The sequence below is a fragment of the Roseicyclus mahoneyensis genome (genome assembly GCF_003148775.1).
GTDB classification, from domain to species: Bacteria; Pseudomonadota; Alphaproteobacteria; order Rhodobacterales; family Rhodobacteraceae; genus Roseicyclus; species Roseicyclus mahoneyensis.
Genome location: NZ_QGGW01000004.1, coordinates 254257 through 277267, shown reverse-complemented (window position 1 = coordinate 277267; position 23011 = coordinate 254257). Strand labels below are relative to the sequence as shown.

The 23011-nt window shown below is 65.8% G+C and carries 17 protein-coding genes and 1 pseudogene; 5 read left to right on the top strand and 13 right to left on the bottom strand.

Annotation, left to right across the window (positions count from 1 at the left end):
• Nucleotides 1-7 precede the first annotated feature (7 nt).
• The 8 genes from C7455_RS10500 to C7455_RS10465 all read right to left on the bottom strand — a co-directional run bounded on the left by C7455_RS10500 (nt 8) and on the right by C7455_RS10465 (nt 7518).
• Nucleotides 8-1087, bottom strand: a complete 1080-nt coding sequence (locus C7455_RS10500; RefSeq protein ID WP_109667970.1) for an ABC transporter ATP-binding protein — start codon at nt 1085-1087, stop codon at nt 8-10.
• Entirely contained in the window at nt 1084-2088 is a 1005-nt protein-coding gene (locus C7455_RS10495; protein ID WP_109667969.1) for an ABC transporter ATP-binding protein, read from the bottom strand. The genes C7455_RS10500 and C7455_RS10495 overlap by 4 nt, the downstream gene beginning before the upstream one ends.
• Nucleotides 2085-2804, bottom strand: a complete 720-nt coding sequence (locus tag C7455_RS10490) for a FadR/GntR family transcriptional regulator (protein ID WP_211315477.1) — start codon at nt 2802-2804, stop codon at nt 2085-2087. Before C7455_RS10490 ends, C7455_RS10495 begins: the two co-directional genes overlap by 4 nt.
• Before the next feature lie 179 nt (nt 2805-2983).
• The gene (locus tag C7455_RS10485) at nt 2984-3670 is read right to left on the bottom strand and encodes an ABC transporter ATP-binding protein (protein ID WP_109667967.1); all 687 of its coding nucleotides are present in this window, start codon (nt 3668-3670) and stop codon (nt 2984-2986) included.
• Nucleotides 3667-4416 carry an ABC transporter ATP-binding protein gene (locus C7455_RS10480; protein ID WP_109667965.1) on the bottom strand — a complete coding sequence of 250 codons (750 nt, stop codon included), beginning with the start codon at nt 4414-4416 and terminating at the stop codon, nt 3667-3669. The genes C7455_RS10485 and C7455_RS10480 overlap by 4 nt, the downstream gene beginning before the upstream one ends.
• Complete coding sequence (locus C7455_RS10475; RefSeq protein ID WP_109667964.1) at nt 4409-5392, bottom strand: branched-chain amino acid ABC transporter permease; 984 nt, start codon at nt 5390-5392, stop codon at nt 4409-4411. The genes C7455_RS10480 and C7455_RS10475 overlap by 8 nt, the downstream gene beginning before the upstream one ends.
• A complete protein-coding gene (locus tag C7455_RS10470; protein WP_109667962.1) occupies nt 5389-6312 on the bottom strand; it encodes a branched-chain amino acid ABC transporter permease in 924 nt (307 codons plus the stop codon). The genes C7455_RS10475 and C7455_RS10470 overlap by 4 nt, the downstream gene beginning before the upstream one ends.
• 69 nt (nt 6313-6381) lie before the next feature.
• Nucleotides 6382-7518 (bottom strand): ABC transporter substrate-binding protein, encoded by a 1137-nt coding sequence (locus C7455_RS10465; RefSeq protein ID WP_109667960.1) that lies wholly within the window; start codon nt 7516-7518, stop codon nt 6382-6384.
• A gap of 234 nt (nt 7519-7752) precedes the next feature.
• Between C7455_RS10465 and doeA the strand changes: the two genes are divergently transcribed.
• The 5 genes and pseudogenes from doeA to C7455_RS10440 all read left to right on the top strand — a co-directional run.
• Nucleotides 7753-8934 carry an ectoine hydrolase DoeA gene (gene doeA, locus C7455_RS10460; protein ID WP_109668191.1) on the top strand — a complete coding sequence of 394 codons (1182 nt, stop codon included), beginning with the start codon at nt 7753-7755 and terminating at the stop codon, nt 8932-8934.
• 258 nt (nt 8935-9192) lie between these two features.
• Entirely contained in the window at nt 9193-10308 is a 1116-nt protein-coding gene (locus tag C7455_RS10455; protein WP_109667958.1) for an ABC transporter ATP-binding protein, read from the top strand.
• Between the two features lie 76 nt (nt 10309-10384).
• Nucleotides 10385-11497 carry an extracellular solute-binding protein gene (locus C7455_RS10450; RefSeq protein WP_109667956.1) on the top strand — a complete coding sequence of 371 codons (1113 nt, stop codon included), beginning with the start codon at nt 10385-10387 and terminating at the stop codon, nt 11495-11497.
• 83 nt (nt 11498-11580) lie between these two features.
• Nucleotides 11581-13275, top strand: a complete 1695-nt coding sequence (locus C7455_RS10445; RefSeq protein WP_109667954.1) for an ABC transporter permease — start codon at nt 11581-11583, stop codon at nt 13273-13275.
• Nucleotides 13276-13293: 18 nt separating this feature from the next.
• Nucleotides 13294-14139: pseudogene (locus C7455_RS10440) on the top strand (ABC transporter permease); the annotation flags it as partial.
• Here C7455_RS10440 and malQ read toward each other — a convergent pair.
• The 5 genes from malQ to glgB are packed head-to-tail and all read right to left on the bottom strand — an operon-like array spanning nt 14136 to nt 22994.
• Nucleotides 14136-15986 carry a 4-alpha-glucanotransferase gene (gene malQ / locus C7455_RS10435; protein WP_109667951.1) on the bottom strand — a complete coding sequence of 617 codons (1851 nt, stop codon included), beginning with the start codon at nt 15984-15986 and terminating at the stop codon, nt 14136-14138. The pseudogene C7455_RS10440 and the gene malQ sit on opposite strands and share 4 nt — an antisense overlap.
• The gene (gene glgX, locus C7455_RS10430; RefSeq protein ID WP_109667949.1) at nt 15983-18058 is read right to left on the bottom strand and encodes a glycogen debranching protein GlgX; all 2076 of its coding nucleotides are present in this window, start codon (nt 18056-18058) and stop codon (nt 15983-15985) included. The genes malQ and glgX overlap by 4 nt, the downstream gene beginning before the upstream one ends.
• 2 nt (nt 18059-18060) lie before the next feature.
• The gene (gene glgA / locus C7455_RS10425; protein WP_109667947.1) at nt 18061-19482 is read right to left on the bottom strand and encodes a glycogen synthase GlgA; all 1422 of its coding nucleotides are present in this window, start codon (nt 19480-19482) and stop codon (nt 18061-18063) included.
• Nucleotides 19479-20744: a glucose-1-phosphate adenylyltransferase gene (glgC, locus tag C7455_RS10420; RefSeq protein ID WP_109667945.1), complete on the bottom strand. Its 1266-nt coding sequence runs from the start codon at nt 20742-20744 to the stop codon at nt 19479-19481. Before glgC ends, glgA begins: the two co-directional genes overlap by 4 nt.
• A 48-nt stretch (nt 20745-20792) precedes the next feature.
• Nucleotides 20793-22994 (bottom strand): 1,4-alpha-glucan branching protein GlgB, encoded by a 2202-nt coding sequence (gene glgB / locus C7455_RS10415; protein ID WP_109668190.1) that lies wholly within the window; start codon nt 22992-22994, stop codon nt 20793-20795.
• Between the last annotated feature and the right edge of the window lie 17 nt (nt 22995-23011).

The following is a 23011-nucleotide window of genomic DNA, read 5'->3' as shown; positions in this document are numbered from 1 at the left end:
AATCGCCCTATTCCGGGCGGTTATGGGCTGTCTTGTCGGCCATGGCCTGTGCGTAGAGCGCAAAGCGGCCTCTTGCGGCGGGGGTGCGGGCCTGTTCCAGATCGGCAAGGCCCTGCAGCGACAGCTCGGTCGCGCGGTGGCAGGCCACGGTGCGGCCGCCACCCATGTCGGCCAAAACGGGCCGCTCGACGCGGCAGATGTCGGTCGCATAAGGGCAGCGCGGGTGGAACTTGCAGCCGGGTGGCGGCGCGATGGGGTTGGGCGGATCGCCTTCGACCATCGTGCGGGCAGGCCGAGCGCCGTAGCTGGCGACCGGGATCGCGGCCAAAAGCGCCTCGGCATAGGGATGCAGCGGGTGGGCATAAAGATCGCCCGCAGGCGCGCATTCCACCACCTCGCCCAGATACATCACCGCCACCCGGTCGGCCATGTGCCGGATCACGGCAAGGTCATGGGCGATGATGACCAGCGTCAGGCCGAAATCATCCTTGAGGTCCTCGAGCAGGTTCACCACCTGCGCCTGAATGGACACATCAAGCGCGCTGACAGGCTCATCCCCGATCAGCACCGTGGGGCCGGAGGCGAGCGCCCGGGCGATGCCGATGCGCTGGCGCTGGCCGCCTGAAAATTCATGCGGGTAGCGGTCGGCATGTTCCGGGCGCAGGCCCACGCGGGTCAGCAGGTCGGCGACCTTGGCCCGGCGCTCGGTCCGGGTGCCGATGCTGTGCACGCGCATCGGTTCCTCGATCAGGGCGCCGACGCTCATCTGCGGGTTGAGCGAGGAAAACGGGTCCTGAAAGATGAATTGCAGATCGCGGCGCAGCGCGCGCAGGCGGGCGGGCGGCAGGCTCGCCAGATCCTCGCCCTTGTACCAGACTTCGCCCGCGGTCGGGTCGATCAGGCGCAGCAGCAGGCGTGCCAGCGTGGACTTGCCGCACCCGCTTTCGCCCACGATGGCAAAGGTTTCACCCGCCGCGATGTCTAGCGACACACCCGCCACGGCCTGTACCACCGTAGCCTCGCCGAAGAGCGGCTTGGCGGTCACGAAATCCTTGCGCAGGCCGCGGGTGGACAGGATGGCGGTCATGTTCCGGTGCTCCTCATCGCCGGGGCCTCGGTGGCGGTCAGGGGGGCATGGGCGCAGGCGACGCGGTGGCCCGCGCCCAGATCTGTCAGCGGCGGAACCGTGGCGCAGGCTCCGGTGGCAAAGGGGCAGCGTGTCGAAAACCGGCAGCCGGGCGGCATCGCGGTAGGTTGCGGCACGGTGCCCGGAACCGTGACCAGCCGTCCGCTGCGGGCCCCCAGCGACGGCATCGAGGACATGAGGCCGATGGTGTAGGGATGCTGCGGGTCGGTGAAGACCTGTTCGGCCGTGCCCGTCTCGATGATGCGGCCACCATACATGACCGCGACCTTGTCGGCCATTTCCGCCACCACGCCCAGATCATGGGTGATCAGCACCATCGCCGCGCCGGTTTCCTGCTGCAGGCTTTTCATCAGTTTGAGGATCTGCGCCTGAATGGTCACGTCCAGTGCCGTGGTCGGTTCATCGGCGATCAGCAATTCGGGGTCATTGGCCAACGCCATGGCGATCATCGCGCGTTGCCGCATGCCGCCCGACAACTGATGGGGGTATTCGTCCAGCCGCTTTTCGGGGGCGGGGATGCGCACGCGCCTGAGCATCTCCAACGCGCGGGCGCGCGCCTCGGCCTGACCCACGCCTTTGTGGCGACGCACCGACTCCGCGATCTGTTCGCCAATGCGCAAGCCGGGGTTGAGCGAGGTCATCGGCTCCTGAAAGATCATCGCCATGCGCCCGCCCCGGATCTGGCGCAGGCGGGCGGCGGGCATGGCCAGCAAGTCCTCACCTGCGAAACGGGCCATGCCGCGCGTGACCGTCAGGGGCGGGGTCTGCAACAGACCCATCAGCGCCAGCGAGGTGAGGCTTTTGCCGCAGCCCGACTCGCCCACGATGCACAGGGTTTCCCCGCGTGCGAGCGTGAAGCCCACATTGTCGACGATGGGCTGATCCACGCCCTTAAGCGCGATGGTCAGGCCCTCAAGCTCCAGCAACGCGGTGGCGGTCATCCCTTGGCCTCCCTGCCGCGCACGCGCTCGAGGTTCGCTTTCAGCGCGCTCAGGTGGTCGCGCATGGCGGTGCGGGCGCCATCCTCGTCGCGGGCGTGGATCGCATCGATGATGCGCTCATGCTGGCGCCCGTATTCGGCGACAAGTGCAGGGGACCGCGCCTGTTGGCGTTCCTGTTGCCAGCGTTGTTCCTGCCGTACCTCGTTGATGATCGTGAAGGCGGTGTTGAGGATCGGATTGCCCGCGATCCGCGCGATGATCCGGTGCAGCGAGCCGTCCCACAATTCCGCGGCATCTGCATCTTGCGCTTGGCTGGCGCGGTCAGCGAGCGCGCGCATACGCGCCACATCCTCGCCCGTCGCGCGACGGGCGGCCAGTGCGGCCAGTTCGGGTTCCAGCACCAGACGCGCTTCCATCACACTCAAGGGGTCGGTGTCGGGGGCGATGATCGCGGCCAAGTGTCCGTTGGGGTCGGGCGGCTGGCCAACAAAGGTGCCCTTGCCCTGCCGCCGCCAGACCAGCCCCTCGGTCTCCAGCGCGTCCAGCGCACGGCGCACCGACCTGCGGCTGATCCCGAAGCGCGCGCAAAGCTCGCGTTCGGTCGGCAGCTTGCCATCGGCCTCGACCTCGCCTTGCCGGATCAGCTCGCGGATGCGTGTGCGCGCGACCGAAGCATTGTCGGGGGCCGTGTCGGTGTCGGGCAACTCGTCGCGCACGTTTCCACCTCGGGTTGAACCAAAGCCGCTAAGGAGCGAACCATTGAAACATTGGTTCACCACTTTGGTGCGTCAAGCGATTCCATCCGCTGCGAGGCTCAACCGCCATCCATTGGGGTGATGCGATGAAAAAACATGCATCTGCCCGCTAGAAAGGCACGTATGGGTTCTTGAAGGCCTCAGACGCCCACATGGCGCAGGCTGGTCTCATGGTCGAGCGCGGCCATTTCCCCCGACCATACCACCCGACCGCGAGCAAGGATCACAGCGCGGTCGGCGACCTGACGCAGCTCCTTGAGCGATTTGTCGATGACAAGGATCGACAGGCCCGTCTCGGCCTTGAGGCGCGCGACGACCGCCCATATTTCCGCCCGGATCAGGGGGGCCAGCCCTTCGGTTGCCTCGTCGAGGATCAGCAGGCGTGGGTTCGTCATCAGCGCCCGCCCGATCGCCAGCATCTGCTGTTCGCCCCCCGACAGCGTCGCGGCCCGCTGGCCCCGCCGCTCGGCCAGCCGGGGGAACAATGCGCCGACGCGGTCCATGTCCCACGGACCGGGGCGGGCCGCGACGATCAGGTTCTCGGCCACGGTCAGATCACGGAAACAGCGCCGTCCTTCGGGGACCAGACCGATACCCAGCCGGGCGGCCTGATGGCTGGGCAGGCGGCTGAGGTCATGGCCGTCAAAGATCAGCCGCCCCTCGGCGGGCAGCATCTTGCAGATCGTCTTTACCGTTGTGGACTTGCCCATGCCGTTGCGACCCATCAGCGCCACCACCTCGCCCTCGGCCAGATCGAGGTCGACGCCAAACAGCGCCTGCGCCGCCCCGTAACGGGCGGTGACGTTCTCCAGCCGCAGCAGGCTCATGCCTCGTCCCCCAGATAGGCCTCGCGCACGGCGGCATCCGCGCGGATTGCGTCAGGGGGGCCGGAGGCGATGACGCGGCCACCGGCCAGAACGCTGATCCGGTCGGCGAGCGCAAAGACCGCGTCCATGTCATGTTCCACCAGCAAGATCGGCGCTTCGTGCTTCAGCGTGCCCAGCAACGCGGTCATCCGCGCGCCACCCTCGGTCCCCAGCCCCGCCATCGGCTCGTCCATCACGAAGGCTGTGGGGGTGAGCGTCAGCGCCACCGCGACCTCAAGCTGCCGTCGCTCGCCATGGGACAATTCCGCGGTGCGGGCTGCCGCCTTATGCGATAGGCCGACCCGGTCGAGCGCCGCTTCGGCAACAACGCGCAGGCTGCGGTCGGACAGCACCGGGCGAAAGAACCGCCACGGACGGCCCGCCGCCCCCAGCGCGCCAAGCAGGGCGTTTTGCAAGACGGTATCCTCCATCGCCAGCGCCGAGATCTGGAAGGTCCGCGCCAGACCCATCTTGGCGCGGGCGCGGATGGGCAGGCCGGTGACATCGCGGCCGTTGAGGTGAACGCTGCCCGCATCGGGCGCAAGCCCCCCGCAGATCTCCGCGATCAACGTGGTCTTGCCTGCCCCGTTCGGGCCGATCACGGCATGGATCTCGCCCGCGCGCAGGCTCAGGTCGATGCCGTCCGACACGACCAGCGCGCCGAAACGCTTGCTCAGCCCGCGCACCTCGAGGACCGGCTTAGTCATGGTTGCGCGCCTTTCCGGCAAGCAACCCGATCAGCCCGCCCCGCGCGAAGAGCACGATGACAAGCAGCAGTGCGCCAAGCAAAATGTGCCAATGATCCCACAGATCGCCCAGCACGTGTTCCATGGCCACAAACAGCACCGCGCCCGCGACCGGGCCAAACAGCCGCGCGGCACCGCCAAGGATGATGAAGACGATCAATTCGCCCGACATGTGCCAGCTGAACATCGTGGGGCTGACAAAGCGGTTGAGATCGGCAAAGAGCGCGCCCGCAAGCCCCGTGATGGCACCGGAAATGACGAAGGCGACAAGCTTGGCTCGCTGCCCGTCGAGGCCCACGGTTTCCACCCGTCCCGGCACCTGCCGTGCGGCGTTGAGCACAAGGCCGAAGGACGATCGCGCGATTCGTGCCGAAAGCCACAACGCGGCGAGAAGCAGCGCGAAGCAAAGGCCATAGAACTGGATCGGGGCGAGCGTGTTGAGACCTGGGAAGTCGTTGCGTACCCAGATCGACAGCCCGTCCTCTCCGCCATAGGCCCGCCAGGAGATGGCGAAGTAGTAGAACATCTGCCCGAAGGCCAAGGTTATCATGATGAAATAGACGCCCGAGGTTCTGAGCGACAAAAGCCCGATCAAGAGCGCCGCAAGCGCCGAGACCACGATGGCCACCAACCAGATCACCGGCATGGATTTGGTGCCCTCGATCACGATCAGCCCGTCATAGAGCGGCAAGAAATTCTGCGCGTGATGGGCGAGAATTCCCATGGAATACCCGCCGAGGCCAAAGAACACCGCATGGCCGAAGCTGACCATGCCGCCAAGGCCAAGGGCGAGGTTCAGCCCCACGGCCGCCAGCGCGAAGATCACGGCGCGGGTTGCCAGCGTAATGGTAAAGGGCTCGCCCGCGACCCATGCCCATAGCGGCACGGCGACGAGCGCGGTCAGCAGCGCCAGATTGACGAAGCTTTCGCGGGTCATGCGGTGCGCGCCCCGAACAGCCCCGTGGGCCGCCAGATCAGCACGGCGGCCATCAGCAGGTAGATCGCCATGGACGACAGCGAGGCGCCGACCTGCGTGGCCGCCGCTGGCTCCATCGCCAGCTTGAACAGTTCGGGCAGGAAGATGCCGCCCAGCGTGTCGGTCAGCCCCACGATCAATGCGCCGACAAAGGCGCCCTTGATCGAGCCTATGCCGCCGATCACGATGACGACGAAGGCCAGGATCAGCACCGGCTCGCCCATGCCCACCTGCACCGACTGGATCGCGCCGACCAGCGCGCCCGCCAGCCCCGCAAGCGCCGCCCCCAGCGCGAAGACGAAGGTGTAGAGCGTGCGGATATCCACGCCCAAGGCCGCGATCATCTCGCGGTCATTCTCGCCCGCGCGGATCTGGATGCCGATGCGCGTCTTGGCGATGAGCAGCCACAGGCCCACCGCCACCGCCAGCCCCGCGCCGATCAGCGCCAGCCGGTAGAGCGGGTATTCGATGCCGAAGGGCAGGGTGACCGATCCCGCCAGCGCCTCGGGCCGCGACAGATACAGCGGGAAGGAGCCGAAGATCCACCGCGTGCCCTCCGAGAAGATCAAGATCAGCGCGAAGGTCGCCAATACCTGATCCAGATGGTCGGTGTGGTAGAGCCGCCTTATCACCGTCATCTCGATCAAAGCGCCCGCCATCGCGGCCGCGCCCATCGCGGCCACCAGCGCCAGCAAGAACGACCCCGTCGCCGCAGCCACCGTCGCCGCCACGAAGGCGCCCACCATGTAGAGCGAGCCATGGGCAAGATTGATCAGCCCCATCACGCCGAAGATCAGCGTCAGGCCGGCGGCCATCAAGAACAGCATCACGCCGAACTGCAGCCCGTTCAGCACCTGTTCTACGATCAAGATGGTCGACATCGCGCCCCCGTTTCATGCGAAGGGGCCGGCCCGTATGGGACCGGCCCCGACCTGTTGCGCTCCGTCAGATCACATGGAGCATTCTGCGGCGAAGGCGTCGCCGCGATCTTCCAAGGCCACGCCGACGATGCGGTTGGTGAAGATGTCGCCGTCTTGCACCACTTCACGGACATAGATGTCCTGGATCGGGTGGTGGTTGGGGCCGAAGGCGAAATCGCCGCGCGTGCTGGCGAAATCGGCGGCGCGCAGCGCCTCGCGGAAGGCATCGGGGCTGTCCGTGGGATGCCCCGCCTCGAGCGCGGAGAGGATCAGGTTGGCGGTGTCGAACCCCTGACTGGCGTAAAGCGACGGGATGCGCCCGTATTCAGTGCGGAACGCCTCGACAAAGGCCACGTTCGCCGCGTTGTCCAGATCGGGCGACCATTGCGCGGTGTTGCGCACACCCAGCGCCGCCGCGCCGACCGCCTGCAAGATCTGCTGGTCGAAGGAAAAGGCCGGCCCGATCACGGGAATATCCAGCCCGCTGTCGGCATATTGGCGCAGGAACGAAATCCCCATGCCGCCGGGTAGGAAGAAGAACACGCTGTCGGCACCAGACGCCCGGATCTGTGCGATCTCGGCGGCGTAATCGGTCTGGCCAAGCTGGGTGTAGATCTCGCCCGCAAGCCCGCCTTCGTAGAAGCGCTTGTAGCCCGCCAGCGCGTCCTGCCCCGCCGGGTAGTTGGGCGCGAGGATGAAGCTGTTGGTATAGCCCTCGGAATTGGCGTAGGCGCCCGCCGCCTCGTGCAGGTTGTCGTTTTGCCATGCCACGTTGAAATAGTTCTGGTGGCATCCCCGCCCGGCCAGCTGCGACGGCCCGGCGTTGGGCGACAGGTAGAACAGGCCCTGCGCCGTCACGGACGGGATCACCGCCATGGCAAGGTTCGACCAGATGATGCCGGTCATCAGGTCCACGTCATCGGATTGCACCATCCGGTCGGCCAGTTGCACCGCCACGTCCGGGGCCTGTTCGTCATCGGCCACGATCACCTCGATGTCGTCGCGGCCCGATTGCGCGATGGCAAGCAAGAAACCGTCGCGCACGTCGAGGCCCAGCGCCGCGCCGCCGCCCGACAGCGTCGTGATCATGCCGATCCGTGTCTCGGCCCCAGCCGCACCCGCCAATGCCAGCACCGAGGCCGACAGGATCAATCCCTTGAGTGTCATCCGACAAGTCCCTCCCTTCTGGGTTCTGTTCGTGCTTGCCGCAGTTCGTCCCCGGAATCGCGCCGGGGTCAAGCCCGCCTTGCCGGTTTGACCCGCGGCGATGTCGCCTCAGGGCCCGTTGCGGTCGCCTTGAGGCATCGACCCCTCCCCGCTGTCTGCGACGCTGGACATGGGTGGACCCATGCCATGCCTGCGTCCGCAGCCCGTCCGACCCAACCAGAAAGGGCCGCGCACATGACAGCCCCCGTCTTGCGTTTCACGCCCGCCGAGTTCGCCGCGCGCCTTGCCAAGACCCGCGCGGCGATGGAGGCGCGGGGCTGCGAGCTTTTGATCGTCACCGACCCGTCGAACATGAACTGGCTGACCGGCTACGATGGCTGGTCCTTCTATGTCCATCAATGCGTGATCGTGCCGCCGCATGGCGACCCGATCTGGTTCGGGCGCGGGCAGGACGCAAATGGCGCAAGGCTGACCGCGTGGATCCGGGAGGCCAATATACTAGGCTACCCTGACGATCATGTGCAGAACCCCGACAAGCATCCGATGGATTACCTGTCCGGCATTTTGCGCGACCGGGGCTGGGGCGGCCTCAGGATCGGGGTCGAGATGGACAATTACTATTTCACCGCCGCGGCCTTCGTCAGCCTGACGCGCAACCTGCCCAATGCGCGGATCATGGATGCCACAGCGCTGGTGAACTGGCAGCGCGCGGTGAAATCGGACACGGAAATCGCCTACATGCGGCAGGCCGCCACCATCGTGGAACGCATGCATGCGCGCATCTTCGACGCGGTCGAGGTCGGCATGCGCAAATCCGATCTGGTGGCCGAGATCTATGACGCGGGCATCCGGGGCGGCAACGGGCCTGCGGGGGATTATCCGGCCATCGTGCCGCTGCTGCCCTCGGGCCGCGACGCGAGCGCGCCGCACCTGACATGGGACGACCGGCCGCTCAAGGCGGGCGAGGGCACGTTTTTCGAGATCGCGGGCTGCTACCGCCGCTACCATTGCCCGCTGTCGCGCACGATCTTTCTGGGCAAGCCCACGCGCGCGTTCCTCGATGCCGAGGCCGCGACGCTCGAAGGGATGGAGGCGGGGCTTGCTGCCGCCAGACCCGGCAACACCTGCGAGGATATCGCGCTGGCCTTTTTCGGCGTTCTTGCGCGCCATGGCATCCGCAAGGACAACCGCACGGGCTATGGCATCGGCGTCAGCTACCCCCCCGACTGGGGCGAGCGGACGATGAGCCTGCGGATTGGCGACCGCACTGTGCTGGAACCGGGCATGACCTTTCACTTCATGACAGGCCTGTGGCTCGAGGACATGGGTCTGGAGATCACCGAGGCGATCTTGATCACCGACACGGGCGTCGAATGCCTTGCCTCGGTGCCGCGCAAGCTGCTGATCAAGGACTGATCCGCCCGCGCAGTGTCGGACGCGATGTCGTTTTTCGACAGTCCTCTGCCGCTTGGGTGCGCCTAAAAATGTCGTTTTCAGGCCATATCTTCCCTTGATATCTGTTGATGTCGGCGCAATCGGCATGCCGATATTGAGTTTTTTTGTAATTAAAACAAATACAAAAAGCTGATCTGGACGATCAATGCACCTTGCCCTGTTGCGCAATGGGCCCATTCTTGGTCTAAAAGCGACATATTCAAAAGCGACATTCAGTCGATGAACGGGGAGTGGGGTTTGCCCTCAGACACGCAAGACACGTTCGTTTCCTTCGACCGGGTCCAGAAAAGCTACGACGGCGAAACGCTCGTGGTGAAGGACCTGAACCTCGACATCGGCAAGGGCGAGTTTCTGACCATGCTCGGCCCGTCGGGCTCGGGCAAGACGACCTGCCTGATGATGCTGGCAGGCTTCGAGACCGCGACGCATGGCGAGATCTTGCTCGACAGCCGCCCGATCAACAACATCCCGCCGCACAAGCGCGGGATCGGCATGGTGTTCCAGAATTATGCCCTGTTCCCGCATATGACGGTGGCCGAAAACCTGTCTTTCCCCTTGGAAGTCCGCAAGATCGGCAAGTCCGAGCGCGAGGCCAAGGTGATGCGTGCGCTCGACATGGTGCAGATGGGTGATTTCGGGGGTCGGCGCCCCGCGCAGCTTTCGGGTGGCCAGCAGCAGCGCATCGCATTGGCGCGTGCGCTGGTGTTCGAACCCGAGCTGGTCTTGATGGACGAGCCGCTGGGTGCGCTCGACAAGCAGTTGCGCGAAACCCTGCAGTTCGAGATCACCAAACTGGCGCATCGGCTGGGCATCACGGTCGTCTACGTCACCCATGACCAGACCGAGGCGCTGACCATGTCGGACCGCGTGGCCGTGTTCGACGACGGGCGCATCCAGCAGCTTGATGCGCCTGATGTGCTCTATGAACAACCGCAGAACAGTTTCGTGGCGCAGTTCATCGGCGAGAACAACACCCTGACGGGCAGGGTCGCCGAGATGCACGCGGATATGTGCGTGGTCCGGCTCGACGACGGCGAGCTGATCGATGCCGTGCCCGTCAATGTCTCGGCGGTGGGCGACAGGACGCAGGTCTCAATCCGCCCCGAACGGGTCGAGATGAACAAGGACCGCCTCGCCCCCGACGCCCATACGCTGAAGGCCGAGGTGCTCGAATTCATCTACATGGGTGACATCTACCGCACCCGCCTGCGCGTCGCGGGCCATGAGAATTTCGTGGTCAAGACCCGCAACGCCCCCGACCAGCCCCGCCTGAAACCCGGCGAGCGGATCGAGATCGGCTGGCATCCCCAAGATTGCCGCGCGCTCGACGCTTGAGCCGTGGCCCGCGCGGGCCATGTCCGCGCCCCCCGACCATCACAACCCCGAAGTCCAACCAAGGAGAGTGAGACCCATGAAACTGAAAACCATGCTCATGATGGGCGCGGCCGCGTCGCTGGCAGCACCCATGGCAACTGCACAGGACATGGCCAATACCGTCACCTTCGTCAGTTGGGGCGGCGCCTATCAGGCAAGCCAGATCAACGCCTACACGATCCCCTACCGGGACGCCAATCCCGACGTGACCATCGTCTGGGATGAGAGCAGCCCCGAGGCCGTGGCCCGCATGCGCGCCATGTTCGAGGCCGACAACGTGACCTGGGATCTGGTCGATGTGGTGGCCGCCGACGCCATCCGCCTGTGCGACGAGGGACTGGCGATGGAGATCGATCACGACGCGATCCTTGCCGCCGGTGACGACGGCACGCCCGCAACCGAGGATTTCGGCGACCTGATCGTGTCGGACTGTTTCATCCCGCAGATCGTCTATTCCACGACCAACGGCTACCGCACCGATGTGGCCGCGTGGGAAGGCCGCGTGCCGGAGGATGTCTGCGCGCTCTTCGACACCGAAGCTTTCCCCGGCACCCGCACGCTGGAACGCCGCCCGATCAACAACCTCGAATGGGCGCTTTTGTGCGACGGCGTGGCGATGGAAGATATCTACGACACCCTCGAAACCGAGGACGGCATCAACCGCGCCTTCGCCATGCTCGACACCATCAAGGACGACACGCTGTGGTGGACCTCGGCCGCCGAGGCGATCCAGTTCATGGCCGATGGCGAGGCGGTGATGGGATCGTCCTACAACGGCCGACTGTTCTCGGCCATCGTGGAACAGGACCAGCCGATCGAAATGCTGTGGGATGCGCAGGTGTTCGACCTTGACGGCTGGATCATTCCCGAAGGTCTGCCCGAGGATCGCCTGAGCCGGGTCGAGGATTTCCTTTTCTTCGCCACCGATACGCAGCGGCTGGCCGATCAGGCTGCCTATATCTCCTACGGTCCGGCGCGCATATCCTCGGCGCCTCTGGTCGGCACCCATGCCGAACTGGGCGTGGAAATGGCGCCGCACATGCCGACGAACCCGGCAAATTCCGAGCGTGTGATCGTGTTCAACTACCTCTGGTGGGCTGATTACCGCGACGATCTGGACGCGCGGTTCCAGGCTTGGCTATCGCGATAAACCACATCTGACCCGACCCCGACCGGGGCGGCGGCGCTGCCGCCCCGGTTCCCCTTTGCTCCAACCGCCAAGGACCCGACCGCATGAGCGATGCCACCGCAGGCAACCTGAGCCAGGCCGCCGCCGAGGCCCGGCGCGAGGATGCGGCCCAGACGGGCCCGATGCTGGCCGCCGATGGCCGCCCGCTCAAGCGCAGCCTGAACCGCGCGCTCCGGGCGCAGAAACTCAGGGCGCTGGCGCTGATCGCGCCTTTGCTGATCTTTTTGTTGGTGACCTTCGTCGCGCCGATCCTCGACATGCTGTTCCGCTCTGTCGAGAACCAGATCGTGTCGGAAACCCTGCCGCGCACCGTCATCGCGCTGGACGGCTGGGATGCGACCGACCTGCCGGATGACGCCACCTATGCGGCGCTCGCCCATGATTTCAAGGAAGCCGCAGAGCGGCGCATCCACACCCGCCTTGGCTCGCGGCTGAATTACGAAGCGACGGGGCTGAGTTCGATCTTCCGCCGCTCGGGGCGCGGGATCGATGGCGTGGGCGAACCCTACGCCGACCAGTTCGCAGCCCTCGATCCTGCCTGGGAAGAGCCCGCGACCTGGATTGCGCTGATGGCCGACCCCGACTGGATCTCCGAACAGGCGGACTGGCTTGAGGCTGCACAGGACACGCCCGAGCCTGCCTTTCGGCTTGTTCCCGGCATTGCGGATGTGTTGCCCGAGACAACGGATGCCTACCGGTCCTTTGCCCGCACCATCCAGACCACGGGTCGCACCCCCGAAAGCCCGCTGACCAAAGAGCCTTGGGCGACCGTCTACCTCGCGCTGTACCGCGATCTGTCGGGCGCCACGGGCGCCGATATCGGCGCCTATTCCGGCCCCGGCGCCACCCGTTTGCAGACCGCCGCCGATGCCGTGGCGGGGTTCGAGACGATCCCCCTGCGCGATGCCTTTGCCGAGGTTGCCGATGGCTGGGTGCAGATGCCGGTCTGGACCACGATCCAGACCTTTTCCGACCCCTATACCGCCGGCTATTTCCTGGCCGCCGTCGATCTGCAACTGACACCGCAGGGTATCGAGCAGGTGGAGGACAACCAGCGCATTTACCTGACGCTCTTCAAGCGCACGATGGTCTTGTCGCTCACGATCATGGGGCTTTGCGTCATCCTCGGCTACCCGATCGCCTACCTTCTGTCGAACCTGCCGATGCGTACGTCGAACATGCTCTTGATCCTTGTCTTGCTGCCGTTCTGGACCTCGCTTCTGGTGCGCACCAGCGCGTGGAAGGTGCTTCTCCAGCAACAAGGTGTCATCAACGACCTGCTGGTCTGGATCGGGCTGGTCGGCGATGATGCGCGGCTGACGATGATCAACAACCAGACGGGCACCGTGGTGGCGATGACCCACATCTTGCTGCCCTTCATGATCTTGCCGCTCTATTCGGTGATGAAGACGATCCCGCCCAGTTATGTGCGGGCGGCAAAATCGCTCGGTGCCACCAACTGGACCGCCTTCTGGCGGGTCTATTTCCCGCAATCGGTGCCGGGCATCGGGGCGGGTTGCATCCTCGTGTTCATCTTGTCGATCGGCTATTACATCACGCCCGAGATCGTGGGGGGCCGCACCGGCATCTTCATCTCGAACCGCATCGCCTTCCACATCTCGGACAGCTTGAACTGGGGTCTGGCCGCGGCGCTCGGCTCGATCCTGCTCGCGCTCGTGCTGGTGCTGTACTGGCTCTACGACAAGATCGTGGGCATCGACAACGTCAAGCTGGGGTAAGCAGACATGGATCACAGACTTCCGCCCTATGCGACCACCGGCCAGCGTGTCTGGTTCTACGCGTTCCGCGTGATCTGCGGGCTGATCTTCTTTTTCCTGATGGCGCCGATCCTTGTCGTGATCCCGCTCAGCTTCAACGCCCAGAACTTTTTCACCTTCACACCCGGCATGCTGGCCTTTGATCCGGACGCCTACAGCCTGCGCCATTACCGCGATTTCTTCACCAACCCGGATTGGCAGCAGGCCCTGAGCAATTCGCTCAAGATCGCGCCGGTGGCGACGCTTTTGTCGGTCAGCCTTGGCACGCTGGCGGCAATCGGGCTGTCGCAAAGCCATGTGCCCTTCAAGGGCGCGATCATGGCCGTCATGATCTCGCCGATGATCGTGCCGTTGATCATCTCGGCGGCAGGGATGTATTTCTTCTATTCGCGCGTCGGCTTGCAGGGCACCTATTGGGGCGTGGTGCTGGCCCATGCGGCGCTGGGCATCCCCTTTGTCATCATCACGGTCACGGCGACGATGGTGGGCTTCGACAAATCGCTGACCCGGGCCGCCGCCAGCCTTGGCGCGAACCCCGTTACCACCTTTTTCCGGGTGCAGATGCCGCTGATCCTGCCCGGTGTGATCTCGGGCGGGCTCTTCGCCTTCATCACCTCCTTCGACGAAGTGGTGGTGGTGATCTTCGTCGGATCGGCTGGTCAGCAGACCTTGCCCTGGCAGATGTTCACGGGCCTGCGCGAACAGATCAGCCCGACCATTCTGGCGGTCGCCACAATTCTTGTCGTGGTCTCCATCGCCTTGCTTACCGTGGTCGAAGTTCTGCGCCGACGGTCCGAGCGGTTGCGGGGCATGTCGCCCGGCTAACGGCCCGCTGCGCGCATCGCGTCGGCCACATTGGTCAGGCGCGCGTCACCGCCAAGGGCTTCGCCCGCCACTGGCAGCTTGCGCCGCCAGTTGGGATATTCATCCACGGTGCCGGGCAGATTGGTCTGCTCTGCCATCTCCAGTACATCCTCGATCTGCACCGCGACGAGCGCCGATCCCGCGCGGGCCAAAGCGGCGTGCATCGCGCCTGCATCGTTCCCCCCCGCCATCGCGGCAAAGGCGCGCGCGTCATCCGCCCGTCCGGCAAGGCCATGGTGCAGCGTGTCATCCCCGATCCGGCCGATGGCGTTGCGCGCGCGGATGTCGCCACCATCAGCCCAACCGGCGAGTGTCGGCAAGTCATGGGTTCCAAAGGCCGCAAGCGTGGGCGCAGGGTAGGTCTCGGGCGGTGTGTCCCGCTCGAACTGCAACAGGCGACAGCCCAGAATGCCCGTTTCGGCCAGCGCGCCCTGAAGCCCGTCGGGGATATTGCCCAGATCCTCGCCGATCACGGTGGCACCGGCGCGCGCGGCCTCGATCCGGACCACGGCCAGCATTGCGTCGCGCGGCATCGCCACATAGGCGCCCGGCAGGCCGACCTGATCGGGCACCCAGAAGGCCCGGTCAAAGCCAAGAATATGATCGATCCTGAGCAGTTTCGCATAGCGCAACTGCTGGCGCAGCGTGTCGGCCAGCGGGGCGAAATGGCCGCGCATGATCGCCTGCGGATCAAATGGCGCAAGGCTCCAGCGTTGGCCGTCGGGCGCGAAAGGATCGGGCGGCGCACCCAGCGAGACGCCTCGCGCAAAGGAGGTGCGGTCGGCCCATGTCTCGGCCCCGGCGGGATGGGTGCCCACGGCAAGGTCGAGGTAGAGACCGTGGCGCATACCCGCACCGGTCAACGCGGCTTGTGTCTCGGTCAATTGGCGATGCGCCATCCATTGCAGCCACTGGTGGTGGCGGACCCGGTCCGGGGGGACGCTCCGCACGGCGCTGGCCGGATCGTGCAGGGTGGCGGGCCAATCGGTCCAGAGCGCGCCATGAACCTCGGAGAGCGCCTGATGGGCGGCGAATTGGGTCAGCGGCGCGCCCTCGGCTGCGCGGAAGGCGTCAAAATCGCTGTGGCCGGTGAAGGTTTCGAAGGCGGCCCGCAACGCTGCGCGCTTGGCGGGGATCTCGGACGCGTAGTCAACCAGCGGGCCGGTCGCCACGCCCGCGCCATTGGCGATGTACAGCGCGTTCAGCCGCCGCCGGTGTGACGGTGAATAGGGGCTGGCCCATCCGGGTTCGGTCGGGAAACAGGCATGGATCGGGTTGATGCCGAAAAACCCCGCACCCGCGCGCGCCAACGACAGGCCGCTGCGTTTCAAGTCCTCGAAGTCGGCGAATCCAGCCCGTTCGGGTGGGCGCAGGCCCCAGAGCGGCGCGGTCACGCCCCAACCGCGCGGCGGCAGCGGCAGATGCGCGGGCGCGGCAAGCAAAGTGGTCTCGCAATCGCCCGCGTGCAACACATGCAAGCCAAGCGGCAGGGGCGGCAGATCGGGCCCGCGCCCTTCAGTCTGCTGTCCGTCCTCATGGTCGATGACCCATGCCCCGGGGTCTGCGGAAAGCCGTGCTGGCGCATCGGGTGTCAAGATCACGTAGCGGGGCAGGGCGCGCGCTGCCTCTTCGGCCCGACGGGCGGCCAGATGCGCCCCGGCCTCGGTCTCGGTCGAGACCATCACCCCCATCGCGGCCATAAGCGCCCGCGCAGTCTCGCGCCCGGTCTCGCGGATGCCGCCCATCTGGTCGGTGTAGCGCGGCAAGATGCCAAGCGCCGTGGCCAGATCGGCGATGGGATCGGTCATGGGGCAGGCTCCAGAACGAGGGCCAGAACGGCCTCGGCGGGGCAGGCAATGCGCCCCTCCAGCGGCGTCGCGGTCGCCGCTGGCGTGGCTGTGGTGTCGATGCGCAAGATCCAGCGCTTGCCACCGGGCGCGGGCGGCAGAGCGACCTGCGTGTCCCGGCCTGCGTTGAAGATCAGAAACATGCCCCCCGCCTCGGTGGCATAGCGCGGGGTGCCTGCCGCCATGCGCTTTTCCACGCACAGGATGCGGCGGTCTTGATCGGCCCAATCGTCATCGGTCATCTCGCGCCCGTCCTCGTGCCACCAAAACAGGTCGGGCAGACCGTCCACCGTCCGTTCGCTTGCATGCAAGAAGCGCTTTTGCCGAAGGATCGGATGGGCACGGCGGAAGGCGATCAGCGCCGCGGCAAAGGCCAGAAAATCCGCGTCGGGCGCGGTCCAGTCGATCCAGCCGATTTCGTTGTCCTGCGCATAGGCGTTGTTGTTGCCCGACTGGGAATTGCCGATCTCGTCGCCCGCCAGCAGCATGGGTGTGCCTTGCGACAGCATCAGCGTGGCGAGCATCGCGCGCTTGCGCCGGTCGCGCGCGGCGATGATGGCGGCATCCGCCGTCGGCCCCTCCACCCCCATGTTGTCCGACCAGTTGGCGGCATGCCCGTCGCGCCCTGCCTCGCCATTCGCCTCGTTGTGGCGCTCGGTGTAGCTGACCACATCTGTCAGCGTGAACCCGTCATGCGCCGTCAGCAGGTTGACCGAAGATGTCGCGGGCCGCCCGGAATGGTCGAACTGCCGCGCCGATCCGGTGATGCGGTCGGCAAGCCTTGGTGTCAGCCCCGGATCGCCACGCCAGAACTGGCGCACCGTGTCGCGGAAGCGGTCGTTCCATTCAAGGAAGGGCGGCGGAAAGGCCCCCAGCTGGTAGCCGCCCGGCCCGATGTCCCATGGCTCGGCAATCAGTTTCACGCGGGTCAGCACCGGGTCCTGCCGGATCGCGTCGAAAAAGCTGGCGCCCGGATCGAAGCCCGTGGGCGTGCGCCCCAAAGTGGCGCAGAGGTCGAAACGGAAGCCGTCGACATGGCCGACTTCGACCCAGTAGCGCAGGCTGTCCATGATCATCCGCAGAACCATCGGATGATCCACGTTCACCGTGTTCCCGGTGCCGGTGTCGTTGATGTAGTGCCGTTTGTCGGGGGCCAGCCGGTAGTAGCTGGCATTGTCGATGCCCCGCAAAGACAGCGTTGGGCCGTTCTCGTCGCCCTCGCAGGTGTGGTTGTAGACCACGTCGAGGATCACTTCGATCCCTGCGCCATGCAGGCGGGCCACCATCTGCTGGAATTCGGCGATGTCACCGCCTGTCAGGTAGCGCGGATCGGGCGCGAAGAAGCCAAGGCTCTGGTAGCCCCAGTAGTTCGTCAGTCCCTTGTCATGCAGGAACTTGTCATCGACGAAGGCATGGATGGGCAGCAATTCCACCGCCGTCACGCCAAGCTTGGTCAGATGATCCAGCATTGGCTCGGACGCGAGGCCGAGAAATTTGCCCTTGGGCGCGGCACCCGGATGCAGGCGGGTCAGGCCTTTGACATGGGCCTCGTAGATCACGCTGTCCTCGATTGGCACCTCGGGCGGGCGGTCGTCGCCCCAGCTGAAGGCCGGGTCCACCACGACCGAGCGCGGCATGTAGGGCGCGCTGTCGAGCGTGGAAAAGCTGTCAGGCCCCTTGACGGGATCGTAGCCATACAGCGCGTCATGCCATACCGGATGGCCGGTCAGGGCCCGCGCATATGGATCGACCAGCAGCTTGTTGGCGTTGAATCGGTGCCCGTCCTGCGGTGCATAGGGGCCATGGGCGCGGTAGCCGTAGCAGTGGCCGGGGCGCAGGCCCGCAATATGGCCGTGCCAGACATCGCCGTCGCGCTCAGGCAGGTCGATGCGGCCGATCTCACGCCCGTCATCCGTGAACAGGCACAGCACCATACGCGTGGCATGGGCGGAAAAGACGGCGAAATTCACGCCTGCGCCATCGAATGTCGCGCCCAGCGGCGCAGGGCGGCCAGCTGTGATCGGGTATGGCATGCTCACTCCTGACGGATCAGGCCCTGATAGAGCGCCAGATACTCCGCCGCCGACTGGTCCCAGCCGACGGGGTGGCGCATCGCGTTTCGCTGCATCCCAAGCCACAGTTCCGGGGTCGCGTAAAGATCGCACAGCCGGTCGAGCGCGCGCGACAGGGCATCGGCGCTGGCCGGGTGGAACTGGAGGCCGGTGGCCACACCCGCGCGCAGGCCCGCGGGTGTCGCGTCGATGACGGTATCGACCAGCCCGCCGGTATAGGCCACAAGCGGCAGGGTGCCGAAGCGCAGGCCATACATCTGCGTCAGCCCGCACGGCTCGAACCGCGAGGGCACGAGGATCGCATCGCCGCCTTCGATCAAGAGCCGCGCCAGCGCCTCGTCATAGCCAAGCCGCACGGCGACATGGGGGTGATCGGCGGCCGCCAGATAGGCCTGTTCCAGCCCCGCCTCGCCCGATCCCAGCAGCGCCAGTTGCCCGCCCCGTTCAAGCAGCCGGGGCAGGGCCGCCAGCAACAGGTCGAGCCCCTTTTGATACGTCAGCCGCGAGACGACGACGCAAAGCGGACCAGCCGCCTCGGGCAGACCCATCGCGGACCGCAGCGCCTCCTTGTGGCGCTTCTTGCCGGCGGTCGTCTTGTAGGTGGGCGCCCAAGCGGCCAGATCGACCCCGTTCAGGATGCCCGACAGCACACCCGCGCGCGCCCGCAACAGCCCGTCCATCCCCATCCCGAACTCGGGCGTCAGCAACTCGTCCGCATAGGTCGGGCTGACGGTGGTGATGCGGTCGGCGGCAACCAGCCCGGCCTTCAGCGTGCTGATGTCGCCCCAGAATTCCACTCCGTCTTGCGTCATGTCGTTGAGCGAGAGGCGCATACCGGCCAGCTTGCCCGGTGCCGCCTTGCCTTGAAAGGCAATGTTGTGGATCGTGATCACCGATCCGACGCCAGCCTGAGGATGGCGTCGCCGCAGATACCATGGCGCAAGGCCCGCCTGCCAGTCATGCCCGTGCAAGATGTCGGGTCGCCAGCCCGCCAGCGCGCCAGCCGCGATTTCGGCGGCACTCCACGACAGCGCCGCGAAACGTTCGGGGTTGTCGGGCCAATCCCGTCCGCCCGCATCGGTGTAGGGGCCGCCGTCGCGCTGAAACAGGTGAGGGGCGTCCAGTACCATGAGATCGAGCCCCGCCGTCTTGGCTGCGATCACGCGCGCCGGGCCGCCGAACAGGTCGGCATCCTCGAGCACCACCTTGCCGCCGGTCTCTCCGGTGCCGATGGCAGCCATTACTGCCGGATATCCCGGAAGCAGCGTCCGCATCTGAACGCCCAAGGGCTCCAGAGCGCCGGGCAGAGCCCCGGCCACATCCGCCAGCCCCCCGGTTTTCACCAGCGGCGCGGCCTCGGAGGTGACGGAAAGAACCTTGATCATTGCGCGGCGGCCCGCCTGTCGACCATGTCTTGCGTGATCAGCGTCACGCCGCCGGGGCTGACGTGGAACCAGCGCGCGTCCTCCTCGGGGTCCTCGCCCACCACGAGGCCGCGCGGGATGACCACGCCGCGGTCGATCACCACGTTCTTGAGCCGCGCGTGGCGTTCGACCACCACATCGGGCAGCACCACGGCACGCAGAAGCTGCGAATAGGAATTGGTGTAGACCCTTGTGAACAAGAGCGATTCCCGCACTTCCGTGCCCGAGATGATGCACCCGCCCGACACCATCGAAGAGATCGCACTGCCGCGCCGGTCGGCCTCGTCATGGATGAATTTCGCGGGCGGCACGGATTCCGAATAGGTCCAGATCGGCCAGTTGGTGTCCCACAGGTCCAGTTCGGGCACGAAACTGGTCAGGTCGATATTGGCCTTCCAATAGGCATCGACCGTGCCCACGTCCCGCCAATAGGCGGGCGCCTCGGGGGTGGTGCGGACACAAGACGACTCGAACCGGTGCGCCATCGCCTTGCCGCCCGCCACGATTTGCGGGATCAGGTCGCCGCCGAAATCGCGGCTTGAATTGGGGTCTCCCGCGTCGCGGCTCAGTAGGTCGCGCAAGAAGGGCCATGAAAAGACGTAGATACCCATCGAGGCCAGCGTGATGTCGGGATTGTCCGGCGTTCCGGGCGGGTCCTTGGGCTTTTCGAGAAAACTGGTGATCCGGTCGTTCGCGTCTATGGCCATGACACCAAACGCGGATGCCTCGGCGCGCGGCACGGTCAGGCATCCGATGGTCACGTCCGCCCCGGTGTCGACGTGTTGGCGCAGCATCACCTCGTAATCCATCTTGTAGATATGGTCGCCCGCAAGGATGACGACATAATCCACGACATAGCTGTCGATGATGTCGATATTCTGAAACACCGCATCCGCCGTACCCTGATACCAGTGCACCTCGTCCACGCGCTGGGAAGCGGGCAAGATGTCGAGGTATTCGTTGCGTTCGGCGCGGAAAAAGTTCCAGCCGCGCTGGCAGTGGCGGATCAGGCTGTGCGCCTTGTATTGCGTGGCGATGGCCATCTTGCGGATGCCGGAATTGAGTGCGTTGGACAGCGCGAAATCGATGATCCGCGTCTTGCCGCCGAAATAGACCGCCGGCTTCGCGCGCTTGTCGGTCAGTTGCATCAGGCGGCTGCCGCGCCCGCCCGCCAGCACGAAGGCCATCGAGCGGGAAACAAGTCTTTGGGATGGTCCGGCCATGTCGTCTAGTCCTCCCTGTCTGGTGCGCCGCCTCCCCGCGGCGCTGGGTCAGTCGTCGGGTATCAGGAAAAGTGTGGCGAGCGGTGGCAGGTAAAGCCGCGCGCTGGCGGGCTGGCCGTGACTTTCGCCCGCGCGCGCGTCGATCCGGCCCATGTTGCCGCGATTGGCCCCGCCATAAAGGCCCGCTTCGGTGTTCAGCGCCTCGCGCCACGGCCCCACATGGGGCAGGCCGATCCGGTAGCCGGGACGTTCCACGGGAGTGAAGTTCGTCAGCATGACCACCGGCTTGTCAGCGGCGTCGCCACGCCGGATCCACGCGATGACCGATTGGTCGGCATCGCCGCCTTCGAGCCACTCGAAGCCGTCGGGCTCCGCATCCTTGACGTGCAAGGCGGGCGTGCCGCGGTAGAGCGTGTTGAGGTCGCGGACAAGACGCTGCAAGCCCTTGTGGCCGGGGTCGTCGAGGTGATGCCAGCCGATCTCCGCGTCATGGTTCCATTCGAGGACCTGTCCGAATTCTTGCCCCATGAACAAGAGCTTCTTTCCCGGATGCCCCCACATGAAGCCGTAATAGGCGCGCAGATTGGCCAGCTTGGTCGCGTGATCGCCCGGCATGCGGGTGTACATCGATCCTTTGCCATGGACGACCTCGTCATGGCTGATCGGCAGGACGTAGTTTTCCGAAAAGGCGTAATGCAGTCCAAAGGTCACCTTGTCATGGTGGTGTTTCCGGTTCAACGGATCCTCGGCCATGTAGCTCAGCGTGTCGTTCATCCAGCCCATGTTCCACTTGAACCCGAAGCCAAGGCCCCCCTCGTGGACTGGGGCCGAGACCTTGGGGAAGGATGTGCTTTCCTCGGCCACCGTCAGGATGCCGGGATGCGCGCCATAGGCCGCCACGTTCATCGCGCGCAGGAACTCGATCGCCTCATAATTGTGGTTGCCGCCGTCCTTGTTGGGCACCCATTGCCCCGGCTCGCGGGAATAGTCGCGGTAGAGCATGGAGGCGACCGCATCCACGCGCAGCCCGTCGATGTGGTATTCCTCCAGCCAATAGAGCGCGTTGGCGATCAGGAAATTCTTCACCTCGCGCCGCCCGTAATTGTAGATCAGCGTGTTCCAGTCCTTGTGGAACCCTTCCTTGGGGTCGGCGTGCTCGTAGAGCGCTGTGCCATCGAATTGCGCGAGCCCATGGGCGTCGGAGGGGAAATGCCCCGGCACCCAGTCAAGGATCACGCCCAGCCCCGCCAGATGCGCGGCATCGACCAGATCGCGGAATTCATGGGGCGGCCCGTGGCGGACGGTCGGCGCATACAGCCCCACGGGCTGATATCCCCATGACCCGTCGAACGGGTATTCGCTGACCGGCAAAAGCTCCAGATGGGTGAAGCCCATTTCGGTGGCATAGCCCACCAATTCTTTGGCGGCCTCCCTGTAGGATATGCGCCGTCCCTTTGCCTTGCGCCGCCACGATCCCAGATGGACCTCATAGATCGAGATCGGCGCGCCGCGCGCGTTCCGGCCCGCCCGCGTCTTCATCCAGCCGCCGTCGCGCCAGCCGTAACCGCCGATGTCGCGCACGACGGAGGCGTTCTCGGGCGGGTGTTGCGACCCGAAGCCGAGAGGGTCGGCCTTGAGCGGCAGGGGTGCGCCATCTGCACCGGTGATCTGGTATTTGTAGGCGACACCTTCGCCGACGCCGGGCAAAAAGATCTCCCACACGCCGGTGGCACCTCGACGGCGCATGACATGGCGCCGCCCGTCCCAGCCGTTGAAGTCCCCCACGACGGCCACGCGCCGCGCATCCGGGGCCCAGACCGCGAAATGGGTGCCGCGAACAGCCTGATGATCGCAGACATGCGCGCCGAGCGCGCGCCAGAGCGCGTGATGGGTGCCCTCGCCGATCAGGTACTCGTCGATCTCGCCCAGAACTGGGGCGAAACGGTAGGGGTCTTCCATCTGCCAGACCGCGCCATCCGGTCCGGTCCCTTGCAGGGTGTAAGGTGCCTCGCCCGGCATCGCACCCGCGAAAAGACCGCCGCCTGCCACGGGAACAAGGCCTATGGTCTGGCCGTCGCACAGGGCCGCCATCGCCACCGCGCCGGGGTCGAAGGCGATCACACGGCGCAGGCCGCCCAGCAAGTGCGGGCCCAGCACCGCAAAGAGGTTGTCATGGGTGCCGCTGCGGATCGCCTCCGCGACCTCGGGGGTGAGGTGATCGGTCAACGCGCTGTCGGGTCCCGTCGCCATGCCCATGACGCTACAGC